This window comes from Haloferax sp. AB510, assembly GCF_024136985.1.
Classification (GTDB): Archaea; Halobacteriota; Halobacteria; order Halobacteriales; family Haloferacaceae; genus Haloferax.
On record NZ_JAMYJY010000019.1, the window covers coordinates 1 to 16,665 of the forward strand.

A 16,665-nucleotide genomic window follows, 5' to 3' on the forward strand; every position below is an offset into this window, starting at 1 on the left:
CGCACTCGATTCGGTGGTCGCCGAGTCGCCGGCGGGCCGGTCGTGTCGTCTGGCGACCCCGACGACCGCGAGGACCGCGCCGTTGGCGGCGGCGTAGAGGTGCATGGGTGACATAAGGCGCTCGGCGGTGAAAAGCGCGGGTGCGAGGCGGTGGCTCCGGTTCGAAGCGGTGGCTTCGCGGTGGGCGCGCGGACCGCGCGGGCCGCGCGTGGCGGAGGACGGCACTATGACTACGACAGGTCGCGCCGCTCGAACACCTCGGCCGCGAGGACGACGAGAACGCACGTCACGGCGACGAGCACGGCGATTCCACCCCAGTCCACGTCGCCGGCGACGAGGAGTTCCCCGGGGTCGAGGTAGCGCGTGAGCGACAGGGCTCCGAGGAACTCGTAGTCGGTGTCGACCGTCAGGGAGTCGAGGAGGAACGTCCCGAAGACGACGCCGATGGCCGCGCCCTGTGCCCGGCGGACGCGCCCGAAGAACGCCGACGCGAGGAGGCCGACCGCGACGCAGGCGACGAGGTAGAGGCCGCCGACGGCGTGGACCGCGAGGAGGCGAGAGAGGTGAATCTCCTCGTCGATGAGGCCCGCGCCGACGACGACGGCCGCGAGGAGCGCGAGGTCGACGACGGCGACCGCGGGGAGCATCGCGAGGAACTTGCCGACGACGAACCGGGTGCGCGAGACGGGACGGACGAGGACGAGTTCGACCGACTGACGGTCCACCTCGCCGGCGACGAGCGACCCCGCGGCGTAGGCGAAGTAGCTCCCGACGATGAGGAGCCAGACGAGTTGGTAGAGTTCGACCACGAGGTAGCCTTCGAGCGACGAGAAGTCGGTGACGCTCCCGACGAAGGCCGCCCGGAACTCATCGGGGTACGACTCCAGCAGTTCGGCGAAGTCGATGTCCGACTCGCCGAACGACGGGAAGACGGCGATGGTGAGCCCCGCCGTCGCCACGAGAAGTGCGCTGACGATGGCGAGACCACGCCGACGCTGGGCAAACTCGAAGGCCGCGATGTCGAGTTCACGCATTCGCGGACTCCTCGGCGTCGGCGGGCGACGGCTCCGCGTCGTCTTCGGTCTCGTCCGGTTCGTCGGCGGCGGCGCTGTCGCCGGCGGCAACGCCGTCTTCTGCGCCGTCGCCCTTGTCGTAGAAGTGCATGAACACGTCCTCGATGGCCGTCTCGCGGACTTCGAGGTCGTCGATTCGATAGCCTTCGAGCGCGTCCACGAGGGCGTCGTAGTTGCCCGAGGTGACGAGTCGGAGTGAGCCGTCCGGTTCGATACGGGCGTCGATGGTCTCCGGGAAATCGAAGTCAGCGAGGTCGATGGCGTCCGGCGACTGGACCGTGACGACCTTGCCGCTTCGGGCGAGCAGGTCGTCGATGTCCTCGACGGCCACGAGGCGACCGTCTCGGATGATGGCGACGCGGTCGCAGACCTCGCGGACCTCGCCGAGGATGTGCGTCGAGAAGAACACCGTCACCCCGCGGTCGCGCTCCTCGCGGAGGAACTCGTAGAACTCCTGTTGGACGAGTGGGTCCAACCCCGAGGTCGGCTCGTCCATCACGACCACCCGCGGGTCGTGCATGAACGCCTGTACGATGGCGAGTTTCTGCCGATTACCCCGCGAGTAGGCCCGGACCGGCCGGTCGAGCGGCACCGGAAAGCGGTCGAGGAGTTCGTCGCGGCGGTCGTCGCCGGAGAGCCCGGCGAAGTAGTCGAGGGTCTTCCGGCCGGTCACGTCGTCGTAGAACCGCGGGTCGCCGGGGATGTGGCCGACGCGGGCGAGCACGTCGAGAAAGGCCGCGCGGTCGTCCACCGGCACGCCGAGGACGCTCGCCGTGCCGTCGGTCGGTTTGAGCAGGCCGAGGAGGAGGCGAATCGTCGTGGATTTCCCCGCGCCGTTGGGGCCGAGGAAGCCGAACAGTTCACCCTCCGAGACCGAAAGCGACAGCTCCTCGACGCCGCGAACGTCCCCGTAGAACTTGGTCAGACCGTCGATGTCGATAGCGGGGACGGACATACTCACACGTAGGCGCGCCCCGAACGTATCCCTTGCGTGACGTTACCGCCGACTGAGAGCCGAGCGTGTTGTTAAGCTTACATACCGCGTATCTAGCGCGACTGAGGCGGGTTCGGCCGCCGGTCTCCCTCACCATGACTCGTCGTCCCCGGCGGGCGAGCGCCGTGCTCCTCGCCACGCTACTGGTCCTCTCCGCCCTCGCCGGCGCAACCGGGAGCGCCGCAGCCGCCAGCCGAGTGACCGGAAGTCCCGACCTCTCGATTATCGCGCCGGAGAACCGACTCGTCGCCGGCACCGAGACCACGGTCGAAGTGTTCGTCGTCAACAGCGGGACGGTCACGAGCGACGGCCCCGAGGAGTACGAGGCGCTCGTGCAGACGGCGCGCGCGCTGACCATCCGCGGCGAATCCGAGGGACCGATTACCGTCGTCAGCGGCGAGATTCCCATCGGAACCGTTCCCGAGGGCGTCTCCGGGCCGGCGTCGCTCCGCCTCCGCGTCGCCGAGGGTGCGCGGCCCGGGACCTACGAACTCCCCGTAACGTTCACCTACGACTACACCGCCTCGGTGTACGTGGACGGCGACGACGTGGACACGACCCACCGGAGCCGCATCATCAAGCGAGACCTCGAAGTGGTCGTCGAGCGCCGACCCGCGTTCGCGGTCCGGGCGGTCGACGCCGCCCTCGCGGTCGGCGACAGCGGAACCGTCGCGCTCGACGTGGAGAACGTTGGTCCCGTCGGGGCCGCGGACGCGACCGTGACCGTCACCTCGACCGACCCGGAGATAACGTTCGGGAGCGGCGTCGCCACCGCGGAGACGTTCGTCGGCCAGTGGGAGGCGGGTGCGACAGAGCGCGTCGAGTTCCGCGCCCGCGTCGCCGACGACGCAATCGTCCGCAACTACTCGGTCGAAGTGGCCGTGACCTACCGCGACGAGGACGGCCAAACGCGGACTTCGCGGTCGGTCGTCGCCGGGGTCAGACCGACTCGTGGGGCCGACTTCGAACTCGCGGACGTGGACGCGGCGGTCGCCGTCGGCGACACCGGTACGCTGACGCTCGAACTCGTGAACGTCGGCGACGCGACCGCCGCGGCGACGACCGTCGGCGTCTCCTCCGCCGACTCCGAGGTGACCTTCGGAGCCGGCGCGCCCGCCGCGGAGGCCTACGTCGGCGCGTGGGAGCCGGGCGAGACGAGGCGCGTGAGCTTCCGCGCCCGCGTCGCCGACGACGCCCTCGACCGGCCCTACTCGCTCAACGTGGCCGTCTCGTTCCGCAACCCCGGGGGCGACCGGAAGACCCAGTCGCTCGTCGCCGGCCTCGACCCCGGCGCTGGTCCGGCGTTCGCCGTGACGGTCGAAGAGAGCACGCTCAGAGTCGGCGGGGTCGGCCGCGTCGTCGGCACCGTCGAGAACGTCGGCGGGGCCGAAGCCCGCGACGTGGTGATGCGCCTCGAAACCGAGGACCCGGCGCTGACGCCGACGGACCTCGACGTCACCGTCGGTACGCTCGCGCCCGGGGAGGTCGCCGAGTTCGAGTACGCCATCGGCCTCGCCGCGGGCTCAACGCCGGGGACACGTCGGCTCCCGTTCGTCGTCGAGTACCGGCCGCCGGGCGACGAACTGCGCGCGGCCGACCGGACCGACGTGTTCGCGGCGGTGAGCACCGGCTCTCCCGCCGTCGCGATCGAACCGCGGAACGCGACGTTCGAAGTCGACTCGAACGGTCGGCTCGTCCTCGCGGTGACGAACACCGAGTCGACGCCGCAGACCGACGTGACGGTCAGACTCGTCGCCGAGGAGCCGCTTTCGAGCGAGGACGCCGTCGCGTTCGTCCCGCGGCTCGACGCCGGCGAGACGCGCCTCGTCGTCTTCGACCTCGAAGTGAGCGGCGACGCCGTCCCGAAGACGCAGGTCGTCGGCGTCGAGGTGAGCTACGAGGACGACGCCGGCCGACAGCTCTCGACGGGCACCCAGCGGGTCGCCGTCGAGGTGGTCGAACCGGCGACGACGTTCCCCGTCCTTCCGGCGCTGGTCGTGGTCCTCGCGCTCGCTGGCGTCGGCTACTGGTGGTACCGTCGGCGCTGAAGAACAGTCGGCCTGCGAAAAAATCGGTGCGCGCGCTCAGTCGTCGTTCGCCACTTTCGCGGGCTTGCGACGGTCCGAGCGCGGGCCCTCCTCGTCCACGTCGGGGAGGTAGTCGCGGAGGTACCGACCCGTGTGGGAGTCAGGGTTCTCGGCGATTTCCTCGGGCGTGCCGCTAGCGACGATAGTGCCGCCGCCCGCACCACCCTCGGGGCCGAGGTCGACGATGTGGTCTGCGTTCTTCACGAGGTCGAGTTCGTGTTCGACCACGAGGACGGTGTTACCGTTGTCCACGAGGCGCTGGAGCACCTCGATGAGCTTCCGTTCGTCTTCCTTGTGGAGGCCGGTCGTCGGCTCGTCGAGCAGGTAGAGCGTGTCGCCGGTCTGCTTCTTGCCGAGCTCCTCCGCGAGTTTGACGCGCTGGGCCTCGCCGCCGGACAGCGTGGTCGACGGCTGGCCGAGCTGCATGTAGCCGAGGCCCACGTCGTGGAGCAACTGGAGGCGGCGGCGAATCTGCGAGTTCGCCTCGAAGAACTCGAGCGCCTCGTCGACTTCCATGTTGAGCACGTCGGCGATGGTCTTGTCCTTGTACGTCACGTCGAGCGTCTCGGCGTTGTAGCGCGCGCCGTTACACTCCTCGCAGGGCACGTACACGTCCGAGAGGAAGTTCATCTCGATTTTGACGTTGCCCTGTCCCTTGCAGGCCTCACAGCGGCCGCCCTTGACGTTGAAGGAGAACCGACCCTTCTCGTAGCCGCGCTGTTTCGAGAGCTTCGTCTCGGCGAACAGCTCGCGGACGTAGTCGAAGACGCCGGTGTACGTCGCCGGGTTCGACCGCGGGGTGCGGCCGATGGGCGATTGGTCGATGAGCCGGACCGTCTCGATTTCGTCGTAACCCTCGATGGCGTCGTGCTCGCCGGGGTCGACGGAGGTGTTGTCGTTCATCCGGCGGGCGAGCCCCTTGTAGAGAATCTCGTGCATCAGGGTGGACTTGCCCGACCCCGAGACGCCGGTGACGGCCGTGAACGTCCCGAGGGGAATCGGCACGTCGAGGTCGTCGAGGTTGTGCTGGCGCGCGCCGCGAATGACGAGTTCACCGTCGCCGTCGCGGCGCGCGTCGGGCACGTCGATGTCCTTGCGGCCCGAGAGGTAGTCGGCCGTGATGGAGTCGTCGGCCGCGACGATGTCGTCGAAGTCGCCCTGCGCGACGACCTCGCCGCCGCGCTTGCCCGGGCCGGGGCCCATGTCGATAATCTCGTCGGCCCGGCGCATCGTCTCCTCGTCGTGTTCGACGACGATGAGCGTGTTACCGAGGTCGCGGAGGCCTTCGAGCGTGTTGAGCAGTTTGTCGTTGTCGCGCTGGTGAAGGCCGATAGACGGCTCGTCGAGGACGTAGAGAACGCCCACGAGGCCGGAACCGACCTGCGTGGCGAGGCGGATGCGCTGGGACTCGCCGCCCGAGAGCGTGGCGGCCTCGCGGTCCAAGGTGAGGTATTCGAGGCCGACTTCGGTCATGAAACCGAGACGGGCGCGAATCTCCTTGAGAATCTCCTGTGCGATGGTCCGGTCGCGCTCCGAGAGGTCGCGTTCGAGGCCCTCGAAGTGTTCGAGCGCGCCCGCGATGGTCATGCGGTTGACTTCGGGGAGCGTCGTGCCGCCGACGCGGACGTGGCGGGACTGCTCTTTGAGCCGCGACCCGTTGCAGTCGGGGCAGGTCGTGACGGCCATGAACTCCTCGATGTGGTCGCGCGTGCGGTCGGAGTCGGTCTCGACGTGGCGGCGTTCGAGGTTGCCGACGACGCCCTCGAAGGGGTGTTCCTTGTGGCGCGTGCCGTTTTTCGTCGTCCACTCGAACACCACGTCTTCGGTGGTGCCGAACAGGAAGGCGTCCTGTACCTCGTCGGAAAGCTCCTCGAACGGCGTGTCCACGCTGACGCCGAAGTGGTCGGCGACGTTGTCGAGCTGGCGGCGGTAGTACGTCCGGTTGTAGCTCCACGGCTCGAAGACGTGCTTGAGCGGCTTCGACGGCTCGGTGACGATGAGGTCGGGGTCGACCTCCTTGGCCTTACCGAGGCCCTCGCACTCCGGGCAGGCCCCGTGGGGGCTGTTGAACGAGAACGACCGCGTCTCGATTTCCGAAAAGCGGAACGACGAGTTCGGATTGCCGAGCTCCTCGGAGAACTCGACGACAAGGCGGTCGTCGCTCTCGCCCGCGAGCGACCCGGTCGACCGGGTGTTGGAGGCGAAGGGGAGGTCTTCGGGCGGGTCGGGGACGATGAGTTTGAGCACGCCGCCGGCCTCGTCGAGGGCGGTCTCGACGGAGTCGGCGATGCGGGAGCGCGCCTCGGGCGCGACCTTCACACGGTCGACGACCACGTCGATGGTGTGATCGTAGTTCTTGTCGAGTTCGGGCGTCTCGAACGAGAGGTCGAACTCCTCGCCGTCGACCTCGACGCGGGCGTATCCCTCGGAGACGAGGTCCGAAAACAGGTCCTTGAACTCGCCTTTCTGATCGCGAACGACCGGCGCGACGACCTTCGCGCGGGTGCCCTCGGGGAGTTCGAGAATCTGGTCGACCATGTCCTGTGCGGACTGCTCGCCGACCTCCTCGCCCGTGATGGGGTCGTACTGGGTGCCAACGCGGGCGTACAGGAGGCGGAGGTAGTCGTGGAGTTCGGTGACGGTCCCGACGGTCGACCGAGGGTTGTTGGCCCCGTTCTTCTGATCGATGGAGATGGCGGGCGAGAGGCCCTCGACGGCCTCGACCTTCGGCTTGTCCATCTGGCCGAGGAAGTTCCGCGCGTAGGCCGAAAGCGACTCGATGTACCGCCGCTGGCCCTCCGCGTAGACGGTGTCGAACGCGAGGGAGGACTTGCCTGACCCCGACAGGCCGGTGACGACGGTGAACGTCTCGCGGGGGATGCGAACGTCGAGGTTCTTGAGGTTGTGCTCTTCGGCACCACGAACCTCGATGTAGTCCTTGCTCATTCGGACGACTCTAGGAACGAGAGGACCGAATAGGCATCGGTTCGGGCCGTTCGAACCGCATCGCTCGCGTCTGCGAGTCGTGGAGAAATCGGAGTGTAAGCGGGGTGTCGTCCGCCGCCGTCAGCCGTTGAGCTTCTGCCGCGAGATAGAGATGCCCGTGGGCGTGATGACAATCTGGTCGTCGCCCTTCTGGACGATGTCGCCGTCGACCTCGCGCGCGACCTGCCGGAGGTCGTCGATGATGTGTTCCATCGTGTTGTCGGAGGTCGTGTGGCGAGTGATGTCCGCGATGACCAGATTGCCGTCGTAGACGGCGTCCTTGATGGCGATAACGTCCTGCTGCCCGCCGATTTCGGCGATGTGAACCGAGAGACCGGCGTCGCCGCGAGCGGTGTCGAAGTCGTCGAGGTCGAGTTCGACGTAGTCCTCGGTCGTGCGGGAACCACCACCACCGAGAATCTTACTCATGATACCCATAGGACGTAGAGAGGCCACAACGGGGTTAGTTCTTACGTCAGACGACTGTCTGTTTTCAGACACTTCTCGCCTCGTCGACCCGACGAATCGACGGCAGTACCGTCACACGAGAGCGGTGCCACGGGAAGCGGCGACGCCGGCGGATATCCAGCGCGTGCGCCACTCACGGCGTTTCGCCGGGTGTTTTTACCTCGCGGCGCGCGGGAGCAGACGAACACGATGACTTTCAGCATCTGCGTCCGCGAGTCGTACGTCGACGCCGACGGCGACGACCAGCACCGCTTCGGCGTCGCCGTGACGACCCGCCTGCCGGGGGTCGGCGCACTCTGTCCGTTTGCAAGTGAACACGGCGCGGTGGCGACACAGGCGCTGACGAACGTCGAGCTCGGGGAGAAGGGTCTGGACTACCTCGAAGACGGTCTCGCCGTCGACGACGCCCTCCGGGCGCTGTTGAACGCCGACGACGGCCGGGCGGAGCGACAGCTCCACGGCGTCGGCTCCGAGGGGACGTTCGCCTTCACCGGCGACGACTGCCTCGGCTGGGCGGGCCACCGCGAGGGCGACGACTACACCGTCGCGGGCAACCTGCTCACGGGCGCGGAAGTCGTCGAAGCCGCCGCCGACGCCTACGAGCGGGACGTGGACGGCGGCGAACCGCTCGCGAAACGGCTCATCGACGCGCTCGGCGCGGGACACGCCACGGGCGGCGACAAGCGCGACGACCTCGACATCCAGAGCGCGGCCGTCGTCGTGACCTCGACCGAGGACCGCGAGATGGACCCGTACTACAACGACCTCCGCGTGGACGCGACGGAGACGCCGCTGCGCGACCTTCGAGAGACGTTCTCGATGGCGCGTGAGGGGTACGAGGCGGCGCTGGAGAAGTACGCAGAAGAGTAACGAGAGTTCTGAGCGCCGGGGCCTGAGACCCCGGGGGTCGGCTCAGACCGAGAACTCGAAGAGGTCGTCGCCGACGTGGTGGATGGACTCGACGACTTTGCCGGAGTCACCGACGAGATCCGCCCCATCTTCGAGCGCGCGCCCCACGGCGAGCACCTTGCCGTGGGTCTCCTCGGCGATGACGACGAGGTCGCCCGCCTCGATGGTGTCGTCGGCCTCGGTGATGCCGGGTCGCATCACGTCGGCCCCGCTGGAGACGAACGAGACCGCGCCCGCGTCGACCGTGACGACGTTCGTCGTCGGCGGGAACTGGTTCGCGCCCTTGACCGTGAGAAACGGCTGGTCGTCGACGTACATGACCGCCGGCTCGCCGTCGACGAGAACGACCTCGTAGTCGGCGTCGGCGAACTCGACCGCCTCGAACGCGTCGCCGTCGAGGGCGACGCCGAGGGACGATTCGATAGAGTCGCACAGCGCGTCGATTTCGTCGCTTCGGAGGTGGTGGCGGGACTTGACCTTCATACCGGGTCGTGGACGCTCACGGCCGATAAATCGACCGCTCCGCATCGGGCGGTCGGCGACGCCTCCCGACGGCCGACCGGACGCGTGGCGAGGTGAGTCACCTCGGAGCAACCCGAACCGAGTCGCGTCGGCGTCCGACGCGCGTCAGACTGTGACAGGATAAACTGCTAAGTACGATTGGGTCCACTCCAACGATATGTGGCGCTCCCGGACGAACCGGGACCGGAAACGTGTCGTGTGCATCGCATGCGGTGACGCGGTCCTCCGGTCGGCGGCGCGCGAGTACGACAAAGAGGGGAACCGCTGGGAACGGCACGGCAAGCGGTTCGAACACCTCTGTAAGTCCTGTTATCGAGGGCTCTGTCACCAGCCCCGCGAGGAGCTCGAAGGCCTCCTCATCGACATCGAAGAACACAGCATCTCCAACGAGGAGTTCCTGCTTCGCTACTTCGACGCGGTCAAAGAGCGGTACGAATCGCCCGGCGAGCGCGGCCGCTGAGGGCGCAGCCGTCGGACCGCCGCCGAGGCGAACGAGGTCACGGTCGCGAGCGATATCGTTTCCTTCTCGTCGCGGGCCGTGCCCGACACTCATTTCTCCCTGCCCCGTCTAGTCGGGACTATGTCAGACGACGCGCAGGCGTACGCCGGGACCGCCGAAGGGCAAGGACCGGTGGAGATAGACGCCGAACTCGCGCGACACCTCCAGAACAAGCGCGAGGACCTGTTCGAGGAGTTCGAGATTCGAGACAAGTTCCCGCCGGAAGTCCTCTCGGAGGCGCGTGCGCGCACCGACGGCGTCCACGAGGAGATCGAAGACGAGTTGGAACACCGCAAGGACCTCCGAGACCTTACGACGTGGACGACCGACCCCGTCGACGCCCAGGACTTCGACGACGCCCTAAGCATCCGCGAGAACGAGGAGACGTACACGCTGTGGGTCCACATCGCCGACGTGACCCACTACGTCCACCCCGGTTCGGAGATGTGGGCCGAGGCCGTCAAGCGCGGCAACACCGTCTACCTCCCCGCCTACACCATCCACATGCTCCCGCCGGCGCTGGCCGAGACGGTCTGTTCTCTCGTCCCCGAGGAGGACCGCCTCGCCCACACCGTCGAGATGGAGATCAAGAAGGACACGCTCTCGTTCGAGTCTATCGACATCTACAAGTCCGTTATCCACTCCAACGAACGGCTCACCTACACGCAGTGTGAAAACCGGCTGGAAGACCCCGACCTCCCCCTCCACGAGGAGAACTCGCTGGTCTTCGACCTCGCGGACCAACTCCACGAACAGCGCAAGGAAGACGGCTCGCTGGTCCTCAACCCGAGTCGGGACCGCGCCCACACCATCATCGAGGAGTGCATGCTGAAGGCGAACAAGGCCGTCACGCACGAACTCATGTGGAACCGCGGCGTCGAGGCGATGTACCGCGTCCACCCGCAGCCGACCCCCGACCAGTGGGACAAGGCGCTCCGCGAAATCACCGAACTCGACGGCGTGAGCATCAAGTCCACGTCGTGGGACGAGCCCCGCAAGGCCGTCAACGACGCTTTGGAGAGCGCGAACTCCCGCACCCTCAACAAGATTCAGCGCGCCGTGCTGAAGGTCATGCCCCGCGCGAAGTACATGAACGACCCCTTCGGCGGCCACTACGCGCTCAACTTCGACATCTACGGCCACTTCACCTCGCCCATCCGCCGGCTGTCGGACCTTATCAACCACTGGATCGTCCACGAGAACGACGTGCCCGAAGACCTCGTGGAACTCTGTGACCGCGCCTCCGACCGCCAGAAGGACGCCGAGACGGCCGAGCGGCTCTACAAGCAGTTCCTCCAAGAAGTCGGCTTGGACCCCTACGCGGTCAACAACCGCGGTATCGTCACCGTCGACGACGACGGCGAGGTCATCGACGAAAACGGTCTCCCGCCGCGCGAATAACCGGGCGGTCGTCGCGCAACCACTCGTTTTTGGCCGACGAGAATTCACCGACCGCTACTGGAGAGACGGGCACGGGGTGACGGACTCGTAACTGCGAGACTGAAACGGTGGACCGCGTCCCACCGTCGCCGGCCGCGTTACTCCTCCTGTTTGTGCGTGAACAGCAGCACGTCGCCGTCGTGCTGGGTCACACAGAGGTCGAGCATCATGCTCAGTTCGAGACTGTTGTAGTCGTTCTCGCAGACGACCAAGTCGTCGAACGGTTTCTCGCACGCCGGACAGGCGATAGAGACGGTGTTCTGGTAGGTGGTGACGCCCCCGCTGGACTCGTAGGGCGTGAGCGACGACCGGAGTTCGTCGAGTTCCTCGTCGTTCATGGACGTGTTGTGCGCGCGGCGTGCGTATAATTCTTCACGGTCGGACACCGGTCACGGTCGGACGCGACTCACGATTCTCGACTCACGGCTGCCCGGCGTCGTCCAACCCGCAGGCCCACCGAAAGTGCGGGTGGATCCACGACAGCCCCGCCGCGTTGGCCTCGACCCACGACGACGGGTCGCTCAGCCGACGCGACAGCACCTCCGCGCGCTCCTCGTGAGTTCCCTCCCGGTCGAAGGGTATCAGTTCGAGCGTCCGCGACGCGGGGTTGAAGAAGACCGCCCGCTCGGTGTTCTCGTCGAGTCCGACCAGCCGCGAGCCGTTGGCGTCCTTCTGGAGGAGCGCCTGCGCCATCCGGTGTTGGTGGACCCCGCGGCGCGTCTCGCGGAGTTTCGAGACGATGGCTCGAAAGAGGGCCGTTGGGTCCGACGGGGGTTCGCCTCGTCGTGTTTCCATACCGACGGCCTCGGAGCGAGGCGATAAGAGGGTCCGCCATGAGCGGGGTGAAAGTGTCGGGTTCGGCGGAAGTGAAGGCGTGTCAAGCAAGCCAACCGACTCCGCGGCGACGACGCGTCCCCCGCGAGCGCCACAGAAAACACTTCACGAGGGTTCCGCAAGCTTCGAACGGTATGTCCCCACATTGTCGCGCCTGTCTCGTCGCCTGCGTCCTCCTCGCCGCCGGCTGTGTCGGCACCCCGGCTCCGACCGGGACCACGACAACAGCTACGACCGCGGCCGAGACGACCCAGACGACGACCGCGACGGCGGCGACCACGACGACTGCGACCGATTCCCCGACGTACGGGACCGAGTTCGTCTCCGTCTCGAAACTGGAGAATCAAAGTCGGGCCGACGAATGGCCCGATAACAAGACCGCCCGCTTCGAGAACCTCTCCGAACCGCGGAAAGAGGTGTTTCGGGACGCGCTCGACGGCCGAGTCACGTTCGGACCCGACGAGGAGAATCCGTTCGCGTTCAACGATTCTGACCGACCCGAACTCGTCCGGTACGACGAGGAGTGGTACTTCGTTCGGATCGCGATTGTGTAGTCGTAGAACGCGACGACTCAGTATTCGCCACGGTGGGAAGCGTCACAAAAACAGCGGTAGCCTAGGCCGTGAGGTACTGGGCGGAAATGACAATTTTAAAACAACTCTTTGCGTATGATTATAGTATGGATGCCCCTCCAACAGACTTCATGCTGGGGCGGTCCAGCGCATGGTCCAGTAGATTTGTACTGATGATTGCTTCGTTTCCTTCGGTTGGATTCGCTGCGATCGTATCACGATTTCTGGGTGTCAGCTCACCGAATTCAATCGTTGAACTTCTCTATTTTATAAGCACGTTCTGCACTCTACTTGCCATATCGATGCTCAGTACGTACTTCGCGGCATATCAACTCGGCATTGGACGGAAATGAGAAACTGGACGTACATCTGTTCGCGACGCAGTTGATACTCGTCGGACTCCTGACGAAGTCACGACTCGTTGTATTGCGTCGCGAAAATGGTAGTGGACTCGCGGGGTCCCCGTGAGCGAAGCGAACGGGGGCAAGCGAGTCCATTGACTGAGGGAGTGAAACGACCGAAGGAAATGGACTCGCGGGGATTTGAACCCCGGGCCTCTTCCTTGCGAAGGAAGCGATCTGCCACTGATCTACGAGCCCTCATTCCCACGGAGTCGTGGGATACACTTATACCCTATGTTTTGTCCGCGGTCGGGCATGCGATAGCATCCCGTTCCGTCGGGCGATTCTGCGGGCGTCTGCTCGCGCGTCGAACGGAAGTGAGATGACACGCGCCTTAGCGCTGAAAGTCAGCTCGGAGGCAGAGTCCTCCGGACGCGCGCCTCGACAGCCGCGAGTGTGACGGGCCGACCGTCACGAACGGGCGGTCCGGGGGTCCGGACAGCGCCGTCGTTAGTCTTCGAGGACGATCTCGATGCTGACGTCGTTCGGAACCTGAACGCGCATCAGCTGGCGCAGAGCGCGTTCGTCAGCGTCGAGGTCGATGAGACGCTTGTGGACGCGCATCTCCCAGTGCTCCCACGTCGCCGTCCCCTCGCCGTCAGGCGATTTGCGGGCGGGGACTTCGAGCGTCTTCGTGGGCAGCGGGATCGGCCCGCTGAGGTTGACGCCCGTCTTGTTCGCGATCTCGCGGACGTCGTCGCAGATATCGTCGAGGTCTTCCGGACTCGTGCCGGCGAGCCGAACGCGTGCCTGTTGCATCGTTATCGCTCGTTGACTTCGAGCACTTTGCCGGCCGCGATGGTCTGACCCATGTCACGGACAGCGAAGCTGCCGAGCTCCGGAATCTCGGAGGACGGCTCGATGCTGAGCGGCTTCTGCGGACGGACGGTCACGATGGCGGCGTCGCCGGACTTGATGAAGTCCGGGTTCTCCTCAGCAACCTCGCCCGACGCGGGGTCGAGCTTCTGGTCGATCGACTCGATGGTACACGCGACCTGCGCCGTGTGGGCGTGGAAGACCGGCGTGTAGCCAGCGGTGATGACCGAGGGGTGCTGCATGACGACGACCTGCGCCTTGAACGTCTCGGCGACCTTCGGCGGGTCGTCAGCCGGGCCACAGACGTCGCCGCGGCGGATGTCGTCCTTGCCGACGCCACGTACGTTGAAACCAACGTTGTCGCCAGGTCCGGCCTGGTCGACTTCCTCGTGGTGCATCTCGACGGTCTTGACCTCGCCGCCGACGTCAGAGGGCTGGAAGCTCACGTTGTCGCCGGGGTTGAGGGTACCCGTCTCGATACGGCCGACCGGGACCGTACCGATGCCGGAGATGGTGTAGACGTCCTGGATGGGCAGGCGCAGCGGCGCGTCCGTCGGCGGCTGCGGTGCCGGCAGGTTGTTGAGCGCTTCGAGCAGGATGTCGCCGTCGTACCACGGCGTGTTGTCGGAGCGCTCGGCGATGTTGTCGCCTTCGAAGGCCGAAATCGGGACGTAGGTCGCGTCGTCGGAGTTGAAGCGGACCTGCTTGAGGAGCTTGTTGACCTGCTCCTTGACGTCCTTGTACTTGTCTTCGCTGTAGTCGACGACGTCCATCTTGTTGACCGCGATGATGAGTTCGCCGATGCCCAGGGTGCGGGCAAGGAAGACGTGCTCGCGGGTCTGCGGCGCGACACCGTCGTCGGCGGCGACGACGAGAACCGCGTTGTCAGCCTGCGAGGCACCGGTGATCATGTTCTTGACGAAGTCGCGGTGGCCAGGACAGTCGACGATGGTGAAGTAGAACTCGTCCGTGTCGAACTCCTGGTGGGCGATGTCGATGGTGACACCGCGCTCGCGCTCTTCGGCGAGGTTGTCCATGACGTAGGCGAATTCGAATCCGCCCTTGCCCTTCTCCTCGGCTTCCTCTCGGTGCTGCTCGATGACGTGCTCCGGGACGGAGCCGGTCTCGAACAGGAGTCGGCCGACGAGCGTACTCTTACCGTGGTCGACGTGGCCGATGATGGCCAGATTCTGGTGGGGTTTGTCGCTCATTGGTGTGTTCACGCGCTAAGGCGCTCTGTGGGGAATGTTTTTGCTGAAACCCCTAAAACGATTTCGATACGCGCTACGGGCCGTCTAACCGCCGTACTGCGATTTGCGGAACCATACCACGGTCGCGGAAATGGAGTGTCCGGTGGATATCGACAGTCGAAAGAAACAGAGGGTACGGGCCGCCTGTCTGCTATTCGAGGCGTGAAACGTCGGACAGGACGGCGGTCGCCGTCTCCGGACCGCCCGCCCCGCGGCCGCTGATATTCAGTTGGCCCGCGTGTTTGGTCTCCAACTGGACGATGTTTTGCGTGCCCGTGACCGACAGCGCGGAGCCCTGCGGAATCAGCCGCGGAGCGACGCGGACCCCGTCGGCCGTCGCCTCGCCGATGAGGCGGACTGTCCGACCGTCCTCGGCGGCGAGATCGAGCGCCGTTCCCGGGACGTTGCGGATGCCCTCGACCTCGGCGTCGTCGAGCGCGTACTCGGTCTCGCCGTCGGAGAGGACGTTCGCGAGGATGACGAACTTCAGCGCGGCGTCGATGCCGTCGACGTCGAACGTCGGGTCCGCCTCGGCGACGCCGAGGTCCTGTGCCTCCGCGAGCACGTGCTCATAGTCGAGTCCCTCGGCGGCCATCCGTGAGAGGATAAAGTTCGCCGTCCCATTCAGCACGCCGCGCGCGGCCGTCACGTGGGGCGCGCCGAGGTCCGAGATGGTCGAGAGGACGGGAATCGCGCCGCCAACAGCGGCCTCGAACTGGACCGTCCCCTCGCTCTCGGCTTCGAGCGCGCGCAGGTCGGCGTACCGTTCCGCGACCGGACCCTTGTTCGCAAGCACGACGTGACGGTCGTCGGCCAGCGCGCGCTCGACGTGCGAAAAGCCGGGCTCGGCGTCGCCGAGCGTCGTCGGCGTCGCCTCCACCAACACGTCGTAATCGGCGTCGAACACCGCCGCGGGGTCCGCCTCGCCGACCACGCCCTCGCGTTCCTTTCGGTCGTGGACCGCGCTCGGATCGAGCCCGGCGGGGTCGACCGCGGAGGAAGACGAGTCCGCGAACGCAACGACATCGTGACCGTAGTCGCCCGCGAGGTCGAGGACCGAGCCGCCGACCGCGCCCGCGCCGAGCACTGCGAGTCTGAGGCTCATTGGGATCCCTCCGCGAGCGGCTCGACGACGTGCAGTCCCTTCTCGGCGGCGAGGTCGCGAACGACCGACAGCGTCTCGTCGACGCGGCCGGAGCGGACCGCGAGTCGGAGTCGGGCGCTCGACGCCTCGTTGGTCCCCTCGCGGGCGGACAGCGACAGGTCCTGCAGGGTCGCGTCCGCCGAGGACTCGATGCGGTGGAGCGTGTCCGAGAGGTCGGAATCGACGATGTCGCCGACGAGAATGACCATTACCTCCTCGCCGAAGTGCTCCGCGCCGGCGCGGATGACGTTGACGCCGGCGTCGCGGAGCGCCTCGACGATTCGCTCGAAGCGGTCGGGCGGGCATTCGAGGTCGACCTCCACGGGGATGTGTCCGCGGGGAGTCAGGCTCCCTCGTTCGTGGAAGATGGAAAGCAGGTTACCGCCGTTGTCGGAGATGGGCTTGAGCGCGGCCAAAAGCTGTCCGGGCTCATCGACGAGTTCGAGCCGAATCGTGTGCGGTTTCGGCATCTCGCCGCTCCCGTCGGTCTCGGCGTCGCTCCCGCCGTCGAGGTCCTGTGCGCTCATTGTCCCACCCCCGTGGGCCGTCCCGACGCTGTTGTCCGCGACGCGCGGTTCGGTCGTGGTTTCGCGTCGTCGCGCCAGGAGTCGAGAGACGTACCCTTACGCATACGTATCCGTGATTCGGCCACGCGGTATAAGCCTTCGTAG

At 66.4% G+C, this 16,665-nt stretch carries 16 protein-coding genes and 1 tRNA gene; 5 read left to right on the top strand and 12 right to left on the bottom strand.

Annotated features, from left to right (window positions below; all coding sequences use genetic code 11):
- Positions 1 to 230 precede the first annotated feature (230 nt).
- The gene (locus NKF06_RS05500; protein WP_253244774.1) at positions 231 to 1,034 is read right to left on the bottom strand and encodes an ABC transporter permease subunit; all 804 of its coding nucleotides are present in this window, start codon (positions 1,032 to 1,034) and stop codon (positions 231 to 233) included.
- The gene (locus tag NKF06_RS05505) at positions 1,027 to 2,028 is read right to left on the bottom strand and encodes an ABC transporter ATP-binding protein (RefSeq protein ID WP_253244775.1); all 1,002 of its coding nucleotides are present in this window, start codon (positions 2,026 to 2,028) and stop codon (positions 1,027 to 1,029) included. The genes NKF06_RS05500 and NKF06_RS05505 overlap by 8 nt, the downstream gene beginning before the upstream one ends.
- A 134-nt stretch (positions 2,029 to 2,162) precedes the next feature.
- On the opposite strand from NKF06_RS05505, the gene NKF06_RS05510 reads away from it, so the two are divergent.
- Positions 2,163 to 4,115: a hypothetical protein gene (locus NKF06_RS05510; RefSeq protein WP_253244776.1), complete on the top strand. Its 1,953-nt coding sequence runs from the start codon at positions 2,163 to 2,165 to the stop codon at positions 4,113 to 4,115.
- Positions 4,116 to 4,151: 36 nt separating this feature from the next.
- Here the strand turns inward: NKF06_RS05510 and uvrA are convergent, their stop codons facing one another.
- Both uvrA and sepF read right to left on the bottom strand, forming a co-directional pair.
- The gene (uvrA, locus tag NKF06_RS05515) at positions 4,152 to 7,100 is read right to left on the bottom strand and encodes an excinuclease ABC subunit UvrA (RefSeq protein ID WP_253244777.1); all 2,949 of its coding nucleotides are present in this window, start codon (positions 7,098 to 7,100) and stop codon (positions 4,152 to 4,154) included.
- A 120-nt stretch (positions 7,101 to 7,220) separates the two neighbouring features.
- A complete protein-coding gene (gene sepF, locus NKF06_RS05520; RefSeq protein ID WP_004969075.1) occupies positions 7,221 to 7,577 on the bottom strand; it encodes a cell division protein SepF in 357 nt (118 codons plus the stop codon).
- A gap of 219 nt (positions 7,578 to 7,796) precedes the next feature.
- On the opposite strand from sepF, the gene NKF06_RS05525 reads away from it, so the two are divergent.
- Positions 7,797 to 8,477 carry a DUF1028 domain-containing protein gene (locus NKF06_RS05525; RefSeq protein ID WP_253244778.1) on the top strand — a complete coding sequence of 227 codons (681 nt, stop codon included), beginning with the start codon at positions 7,797 to 7,799 and terminating at the stop codon, positions 8,475 to 8,477.
- A gap of 42 nt (positions 8,478 to 8,519) precedes the next feature.
- On the opposite strand, the gene NKF06_RS05530 is transcribed toward NKF06_RS05525, so the two are convergent.
- Complete coding sequence (locus NKF06_RS05530; RefSeq protein WP_004969073.1) at positions 8,520 to 8,999, bottom strand: RNA-binding protein; 480 nt, start codon at positions 8,997 to 8,999, stop codon at positions 8,520 to 8,522.
- A 196-nt stretch (positions 9,000 to 9,195) separates the two neighbouring features.
- On the opposite strand from NKF06_RS05530, the gene NKF06_RS05535 reads away from it, so the two are divergent.
- Positions 9,196 to 9,498 (top strand): hypothetical protein, encoded by a 303-nt coding sequence (locus tag NKF06_RS05535; protein ID WP_058826715.1) that lies wholly within the window; start codon positions 9,196 to 9,198, stop codon positions 9,496 to 9,498.
- 120 nt (positions 9,499 to 9,618) lie between these two features.
- Positions 9,619 to 10,938 carry a ribonuclease R family protein gene (locus tag NKF06_RS05540; protein ID WP_042661929.1) on the top strand — a complete coding sequence of 440 codons (1,320 nt, stop codon included), beginning with the start codon at positions 9,619 to 9,621 and terminating at the stop codon, positions 10,936 to 10,938.
- 137 nt (positions 10,939 to 11,075) lie between these two features.
- Here NKF06_RS05540 and NKF06_RS05545 read toward each other — a convergent pair whose 3' ends face one another.
- A complete protein-coding gene (locus tag NKF06_RS05545; RefSeq protein ID WP_004065334.1) occupies positions 11,076 to 11,315 on the bottom strand; it encodes a hypothetical protein in 240 nt (79 codons plus the stop codon).
- An 82-nt stretch (positions 11,316 to 11,397) separates the two neighbouring features.
- On the bottom strand, positions 11,398 to 11,772 hold the full coding sequence (locus tag NKF06_RS05550) for a hypothetical protein (RefSeq protein ID WP_253244779.1): 375 nt from the start codon (positions 11,770 to 11,772) through the stop codon (positions 11,398 to 11,400).
- A 173-nt stretch (positions 11,773 to 11,945) separates the two neighbouring features.
- On the opposite strand from NKF06_RS05550, the gene NKF06_RS05555 reads away from it, so the two are divergent.
- Positions 11,946 to 12,365 (top strand): hypothetical protein, encoded by a 420-nt coding sequence (locus NKF06_RS05555; RefSeq protein WP_253244780.1) that lies wholly within the window; start codon positions 11,946 to 11,948, stop codon positions 12,363 to 12,365.
- A gap of 545 nt (positions 12,366 to 12,910) precedes the next feature.
- Here the strand turns inward: NKF06_RS05555 and NKF06_RS05560 are convergent.
- The 5 genes from NKF06_RS05560 to NKF06_RS05580 form a co-directional block, all read right to left on the bottom strand.
- A tRNA-Ala gene (locus NKF06_RS05560) sits at positions 12,911 to 12,982 on the bottom strand.
- 252 nt (positions 12,983 to 13,234) lie between these two features.
- Entirely contained in the window at positions 13,235 to 13,543 is a 309-nt protein-coding gene (rpsJ, locus tag NKF06_RS05565; RefSeq protein ID WP_004044563.1) for a 30S ribosomal protein S10, read from the bottom strand.
- A gap of 2 nt (positions 13,544 to 13,545) precedes the next feature.
- Complete coding sequence (gene tuf / locus NKF06_RS05570; protein WP_004969067.1) at positions 13,546 to 14,811, bottom strand: translation elongation factor EF-1 subunit alpha; 1,266 nt, start codon at positions 14,809 to 14,811, stop codon at positions 13,546 to 13,548.
- Between the two features lie 190 nt (positions 14,812 to 15,001).
- Entirely contained in the window at positions 15,002 to 15,955 is a 954-nt protein-coding gene (locus NKF06_RS05575; protein WP_058826734.1) for a homoserine dehydrogenase, read from the bottom strand.
- Positions 15,952 to 16,521 carry an amino acid-binding protein gene (locus tag NKF06_RS05580; RefSeq protein ID WP_008091513.1) on the bottom strand — a complete coding sequence of 190 codons (570 nt, stop codon included), beginning with the start codon at positions 16,519 to 16,521 and terminating at the stop codon, positions 15,952 to 15,954. The genes NKF06_RS05575 and NKF06_RS05580 overlap by 4 nt, the downstream gene beginning before the upstream one ends.
- Between the last annotated feature and the right edge of the window lie 144 nt (positions 16,522 to 16,665).

Bases quoted from the DNA above. Each gene is read 5' to 3' on its own strand.
- tuf (WP_004969067.1), bottom strand. From the start codon at position 14,811: ATGAGCGACAAACCCCACCAGAATCTGGCCATCATCGGCCACGTCGAC.
- NKF06_RS05505 (WP_253244775.1), bottom strand. From the start codon at position 2,028: ATGTCCGTCCCCGCTATCGACATCGACGGTCTGACCAAGTTCTACGGG.
- NKF06_RS05525 (WP_253244778.1), top strand. From the start codon at position 7,797: ATGACTTTCAGCATCTGCGTCCGCGAGTCGTACGTCGACGCCGACGGC.
- NKF06_RS05575 (WP_058826734.1), bottom strand. From the start codon at position 15,955: ATGAGCCTCAGACTCGCAGTGCTCGGCGCGGGCGCGGTCGGCGGCTCG.
- rpsJ (WP_004044563.1), bottom strand. From the start codon at position 13,543: ATGCAACAGGCACGCGTTCGGCTCGCCGGCACGAGTCCGGAAGACCTC.
- NKF06_RS05580 (WP_008091513.1), bottom strand. From the start codon at position 16,521: ATGAGCGCACAGGACCTCGACGGCGGGAGCGACGCCGAGACCGACGGG.
- NKF06_RS05550 (WP_253244779.1), bottom strand. From the start codon at position 11,772: ATGGAAACACGACGAGGCGAACCCCCGTCGGACCCAACGGCCCTCTTT.
- NKF06_RS05545 (WP_004065334.1), bottom strand. From the start codon at position 11,315: ATGAACGACGAGGAACTCGACGAACTCCGGTCGTCGCTCACGCCCTAC.
- NKF06_RS05555 (WP_253244780.1), top strand. From the start codon at position 11,946: ATGTCCCCACATTGTCGCGCCTGTCTCGTCGCCTGCGTCCTCCTCGCC.
- NKF06_RS05535 (WP_058826715.1), top strand. From the start codon at position 9,196: ATGTGGCGCTCCCGGACGAACCGGGACCGGAAACGTGTCGTGTGCATC.
- NKF06_RS05510 (WP_253244776.1), top strand. From the start codon at position 2,163: ATGACTCGTCGTCCCCGGCGGGCGAGCGCCGTGCTCCTCGCCACGCTA.
- NKF06_RS05530 (WP_004969073.1), bottom strand. From the start codon at position 8,999: ATGAAGGTCAAGTCCCGCCACCACCTCCGAAGCGACGAAATCGACGCG.
- uvrA (WP_253244777.1), bottom strand. From the start codon at position 7,100: ATGAGCAAGGACTACATCGAGGTTCGTGGTGCCGAAGAGCACAACCTC.
- NKF06_RS05540 (WP_042661929.1), top strand. From the start codon at position 9,619: ATGTCAGACGACGCGCAGGCGTACGCCGGGACCGCCGAAGGGCAAGGA.
- sepF (WP_004969075.1), bottom strand. From the start codon at position 7,577: ATGGGTATCATGAGTAAGATTCTCGGTGGTGGTGGTTCCCGCACGACC.
- NKF06_RS05500 (WP_253244774.1), bottom strand. From the start codon at position 1,034: ATGCGTGAACTCGACATCGCGGCCTTCGAGTTTGCCCAGCGTCGGCGT.